The organism is Methylobacterium sp. WL103, from assembly GCF_008039885.1.
Classification (GTDB): domain Bacteria; phylum Pseudomonadota; class Alphaproteobacteria; order Rhizobiales; family Beijerinckiaceae; genus Methylobacterium; species Methylobacterium cerastii.
Window position 1 is genome coordinate 1 of sequence record NZ_VRUX01000278.1, and the last position, 5,414, is coordinate 5,414.

4 protein-coding genes and 1 pseudogene are annotated in these 5,414 nt (G+C 70.4%); 4 read left to right on the plus strand and 1 reads right to left on the minus strand.

The annotated features are described in order from the left end of the window. The 4 genes and pseudogenes from FV222_RS29710 to FV222_RS16160 all read left to right on the plus strand — a co-directional run. A pseudogene (locus tag FV222_RS29710) lies at positions 1-342 on the plus strand (nitrate transporter); the annotation flags it as partial. Between the two features lie 70 nt (positions 343-412). Continuing rightward, a complete protein-coding gene (locus tag FV222_RS16150) occupies positions 413-625 on the plus strand; it encodes a hypothetical protein (RefSeq protein WP_147815088.1) in 213 nt (70 codons plus the stop codon). 376 nt (positions 626-1,001) lie between these two features. After that, positions 1,002-2,276, plus strand: a complete 1,275-nt coding sequence (locus FV222_RS16155; RefSeq protein WP_147815092.1) for an FAD-dependent oxidoreductase — start codon at positions 1,002-1,004, stop codon at positions 2,274-2,276. Between the two features lie 33 nt (positions 2,277-2,309). Then, on the plus strand, positions 2,310-4,094 hold the full coding sequence (locus FV222_RS16160; RefSeq protein WP_147815090.1) for a NirA family protein: 1,785 nt from the start codon (positions 2,310-2,312) through the stop codon (positions 4,092-4,094). A gap of 79 nt (positions 4,095-4,173) precedes the next feature. On the opposite strand, the gene FV222_RS16165 is transcribed toward FV222_RS16160, so the two are convergent. Beyond that, positions 4,174-5,414 (minus strand): molybdopterin-dependent oxidoreductase (locus FV222_RS16165; protein ID WP_246685495.1); only part of this gene is annotated, 1,241 nt, incomplete at its 5' end.

Sequence of the window (5,414 nt, forward strand, 5' to 3'; positions counted from 1 at the left end):
GTGCGGGCCGTCGCCCACGCCGGGCGCTGGTGCGCCGACCCGGCCAATCGCACCGAGCTCGCCCACCGCCTCGCGCGGCGGCCCTACCTGAACCTCGACCCCCATCTGATCGCCCGCACCTTCGAGGGGACGATCGTCCTCGACGGGCCAGGCCGGGAGCGCGAAGCGCCCGATTACCTGCGCCTCGACGCGGCGGCGCAGGAGCCGCTCGCCGCCCATGTCGGCTGGATCCTGTCGCAGATGCGAGCCGCCGGGCAGATGCCGACCGAGGACCTCCTGCCGGCCGCGGAAGCCGTCTACCGGCCGGACCTCTACGCAGCGGCCGGGCTGTCCCCGGCCTGAGCCCTCCGGACCGCACCGGCACGACGATCGCAACGGAACGCGGACGCCGCGACGCAGTTATGGTTCTGCCATGCCAGGTTGCCGCAAGCTCGACACCGCCTCGTCCAGTCCCGCCTCGCGCGGACGCGTCGATCTTTCGGCCTACGTTCGGCACCGTGGACGCGCGCCGCGGGCGATGAACGACAACCGGCGCGCGAAGGCCGCGCATCCGTGGCGCTGGGTCCTGCTGATCGGCGCGGTTCCCGTCGTCGGCCTGATGGCCGCTCTCTCGACCCTCATCTAGCCTCCGCCGCGGACCTCGACCCCGCCAAAGCGCATCGCGACCGCCCCCCCCCTAAGCCGGAGCCGTCGCGTTCGCACATGCCTGCCTGATCAGAGCTCAATAGCCTGATCTTTGTGCAGCGCACGCGTGTGATCGAAAGGCCCGCGAAGGTGCCGTTCGCGTTCCCGGCGACAGCGGGCGAACCGCATCCTCACGAATTGGCACGGAACCTGCTGAGATCGCCTGACCCGTCAACGACGACGGGCAGCACCGTCAGCGAGGCCGCTGAACCGATGTCTCCTCGCGGGCGGATACGCTCGCCCGAGGTGGATCGGCGGCGGCTTTTTTCGTGGCGGACGTGCCCGCGAAGTTGTTCGAGGACGAGACCCTTCCACCGATGCTCACAGCGCAGACGGATCAGGTTCCAGCGGCGGAGATTCCGCGCGAGAGGCTCGTTGTGGTCGGCAACGGCATGGCCTCGTTGCGCTTCCTCGAACGGCTGACCGAAGGGTCGCCCGGCCGCTACGACGTCACCGTCGTCGGCGCCGAGCCGGTGGCCGCCTACAACCGGGTGCTGCTGTCCTCCCTGCTGGGCGGCGAAGTGGACGAGGCGGCTTGCGCCTTCCGCGGGCTCGACTGGTACGAGAGCCACGGCATCCGCCTGATCACCGGCGCCCCCGCGACGCAAGTCGACCGCGAGAACGCGCTGGTCGTCGTCGGCGAGACCCACGTGCTGCCCTTCGACAAGCTGGTGCTGGCGGTGGGCTCCGTGCCGATCCGCCTGCCCAAGCCCGGGATGGACCTGCCCGGCATCATCACCTTCCGCGACCTCGCGGACGTGTCGGCGATCCGGAAGGCGGCGGTCGAGCACGCCAAGGCCATCGTCATCGGCGGCGGCCTGCTCGGATTGGAGGCCGCGGTCGGGCTGGCGCGGCTCGGCGTCGACACCACCCTGCTCCACGTCATGGACCGGCTGATGGAGCGTCAGCTCGATCATTCCGCCGCCACCCTCGTCCGTCGGGCGATGGAGGCGCGGGGCGTCAAGGTGCTGCTCAAGGCCGACACCGACCGCGTCGAGGGCGACGGCCGGGTCGAGCGCCTGATCCTCGCCGACGGCACGGTGCTGCCGGCCGACCTCGTCGTCATGTCGGTCGGCGTGCGCCCGAACCTCGCCCTGGCGCAGGGCGCAGGGCTCGAGACCGGCCGCGGCATCAAGGTCGACGACCGGATGACCACCTCGGACCCGCGGATCTTCGCGCTCGGCGAATGCGCCGAGCACCGCGGCATGGTCTACGGCCTCGTCGAGCCCGCCTACGAGCACGCCGAGACCCTGAGCCGCCACCTTTCCGGGCAGGAGGCGCGGTATTCCGGCACGGCGCTGTCCACGAGCCTCAAGGTCTCGGGGCTGCCGGTGTTCTCCGCAGGCGTCGTCGACACGCCCGAGACCGCCGAGGCGATCGTGATGAGCGATCCGGGCGCCGGCCTCTACCGCAAGCTCCTGATCGAGCGCGACCGCCTGATCGGCGCGGTCTTCGTCGGCGACATCGGCGAGCAGGCCCGATGCAAGACACTGATCCGCACCGGCGAGCCGGTGGGAGACCAGATCGACGACCTGATGTTCGGGCGCCCCGCGACGGCGGCCGCCCCCCTCGCCGAGACCTTGGCCGCGTGAGCAAGGATCTTGGCCGCGTGAAGGAGGCGGACCATGGCTGAAGACTTCAACGCCGAGCAGAAGCGCTACCTCGAGGGCTTCGCCTCTGGCGTGGCCGCCGCCCGGCTGACGGGCGGCCTGGCCATCGGGCAGGACGGTCCGCCGCCCGAGCCGACCGGGCCGGACGCGATCCACATCAAGGCGCAGGACGCCACGGTGAAGGCCGGCGGCAAGCTCTGCGAGCAGGAGAAATGGAAGCGCGCCGAGAACCCGTTCGAGGGCCACAACCGGCTGAAGGTCGAGGCGGCGACGGGCAAGGCGCCGAAGCCCGAGGACAACTTCCGCTGGCGCTATCACGGCCTGTTCTGGGTCGCCCCGAACCAGACCTCGTTCATGGCCCGCCTGCGCATCCCCAACGGCATCCTGCACCACTGGCAGTTTTCAGGTGTCGCCGACCTCGCCGACGCGCATGGCGGCGGCTTCGTCCACGTGACCACGCGGGCCAACCTCCAGGTGCGCCACATCGCGCCCGAGCACGCCCAGCCCTTCCTCGACGGGCTGGTCGACATCGGGCTGACCGCGCGCGGCTCGGGTGCGGATAACATCCGCAACGTCACCGGCTCGCCCACCGCCGGCATCGATCATCAGGAGCTTCTGGACACCCGCCCGCTCGCCAAGTCCTGGAACAACTGGATCATCAACGACCAGTCGCTCTACGGCCTGCCGCGCAAGTTCAACGTCGCCTTCGACGGCGGCGGCATCGTCGCGGTGCTGGAGGAGACCAACGACATCGGCTTCCAGGCGATCGAGGTGCTGGAGGGCGCGAGCGTCACGCCGGGCGTGTGGATGCGCCTCGTGCTCGGCGGCATCTCCGGCCACCGGGATCTGGCACGCGATACCGGCATCGTGTTGAAGCCCGAGGATTGCAACAAGGTCTCAGACGCGATCATCCGCGTGTTCATCGAAAACGGCGACCGGACGAACCGCAACAAGAGCCGGATGAAGTACGTTCTCGACGCCTGGGGCTTCGACAAGTACCTCGCCGCGGTCGAAGAGAAGCTCGGATACAAGCTCGACCGGGTCGATCCGGCCCACGTCGTGCCGCGGAAAGCCACCGACCGGTTCGCCCATGTCGGCGTCCACGCCCAGGTGCAGCCCGGCCTCAACTGGATCGGCGTGATCCTGCCGGTGGGCAAGATCATGAGCGATCAGGTCCGCGAGCTCGCGCGGATCGCGCAGGAATGCGGCGACGGGCAGATCCGCATGACGGTCTGGCAGAACTTCCTGTTCTCCGGCGTGCCCGACGTCAAGGTCGCCGAGGTCGAGGCGCGGGTGGCGGCGCTCGGCCTCACCACCAAGGCGGCGGGCATCCGCTCGGGCCTCGTCGCCTGCACCGGCTCGAACGGCTGCAAGTTCGCCGCCGCGGACACTAAGGGCGACGCGATGATCATCGCCGGCCACGTCGAGGCGACGCTCCCCGAGCTCGACGTGCCGGTGAACGTCCACATCACCGGCTGCCACCATTCCTGCGCCCAGCACTACATCGGCGACATCGGCCTGATCGGCGCCAAGGTGGTGGTCTCGGAGGAGGGCGACACCGTTCCTGGCTACGACGTCGTGGTCGGCGGCGGGTTCGCCGAGAACCCGAAGATCGGCACCGGGATCTGGACGGCGATCAAGGCCGAGGACGCGCCGTCCCGCGTCGAGGCGCTGCTGCGCACCTACCTCGCCCGCCGCACCGGGCCAGAGGAGAGCTTTCAGACCTTCACGGCGCGAACGGGGCCGGAAGCCCTGCGCGACCTTGCCGAAGAACAGCCAGCCCTCAAGGCAGCCGCATGAGCGAGCACGTCTCCCCCCCCCTCGTCCTCGTTCCCGAGAACGCCCCGTTCTCCGCCGACCAGCGCTCGTGGCTTTCGGGCTACTTCGCCGCCCTCCTCGGCCCGGCGGTCGAGGGCGCCACCGCCTCGGTGACGATCACCTCCAGCTCGGCCGCGCCGTGCGCGGTCGAGACCCGAGCGAGGCCGCCCTCGGCGAGATTCGCGGCGGTGGCGTCGCGGGGGTGGACCTGGACGAAGGGCACCGGGCGGTGGGCCGAGAGCCGCTGGCTCTTCCCCGTCCGCGTCATCGTGTGCCAGTGGTCGCGCACGCGCCCGGTGTTCAGCACGAACGGCATCGTTTCGCTCGTGGCCTGGGCCAGCGCCGGCGCCTGCACCGCGACAAAGCGGGCGCGCTTGTCGAAGGTGAAGAAGCGTCCGTCCGAAAACAGCCGCGCCTTCGTGCCGCCGCGCTTCGTCAGGGGCCACTGCACCGGCAGGTTCGTCTCGTAGGCGGCGTCGCCGATGTCGGCGAGTGCGCCGATGTCGAAGTCGCGGGTGCCGTTGTTCTCGAAGGCCGAGAGCGCAGCATGCTGGCGGAACACCGCCGCCGCCGAGGTGAAGCCGAAGGCGGCGCCGTGGCCGAGGCGGCGCCCGACGTCGGCGAGCACCGCCCAGTCCGGCCGCGCTTCGCCCGGCGCCTTGAGGAAGCGGCGCTGGCGCGTGATCCGGCGCTCGGAATTCGTGACGGTGCCGTCCTTCTCGCCCCAGGCGAGGGCCGGCAGCAGCACGGTCTTCTTGGCCCTGGCGCGGGCGGTGTCGGAATCGGCCATCACCTCGGAGACGACGAGCAGGTCGAGGCCCTTCAGGGCGTCCTTGATCACGTCGGCCTGCGGCATCGAGACCAGCGGGTTGGTCCCCATCACCCAGAGCGCCTTGATCTTGCCGCGTGCGATCGCGTCGAACAAAGCCACCGCCTTCATCCCCTCGCCGGTGATGAGGTTCGGCGCGTTCCAGAAGCGGCGGACCTTGTCGACCTCCTCGGGTGCGAAGTGCATGTGGGCGGCCAGCATGTTGGCCAAGCCCCCGACCTCGCGCCCGCCCATGGCGTTGGGCTGGCCGGTGAGCGAGAATGGCCCTGCCCCCGGCTGCCCGATGCGGCCGGTGGCAAGGTGGCAGTTGATGATGGCGTTGCCCTTGTCGGTGCCCTGTGCCGACTGGTTGGCCCCTTGCGAGAAGGCGGTGACGACGCGCTTCGTGCCGGCGAACAGGTCGAAGAAGGCGGACACGTCCGCCTCCGACAGGCCGGTCACCGCGGCGGTGGCGGCCGGCGTCGGCGCGATGG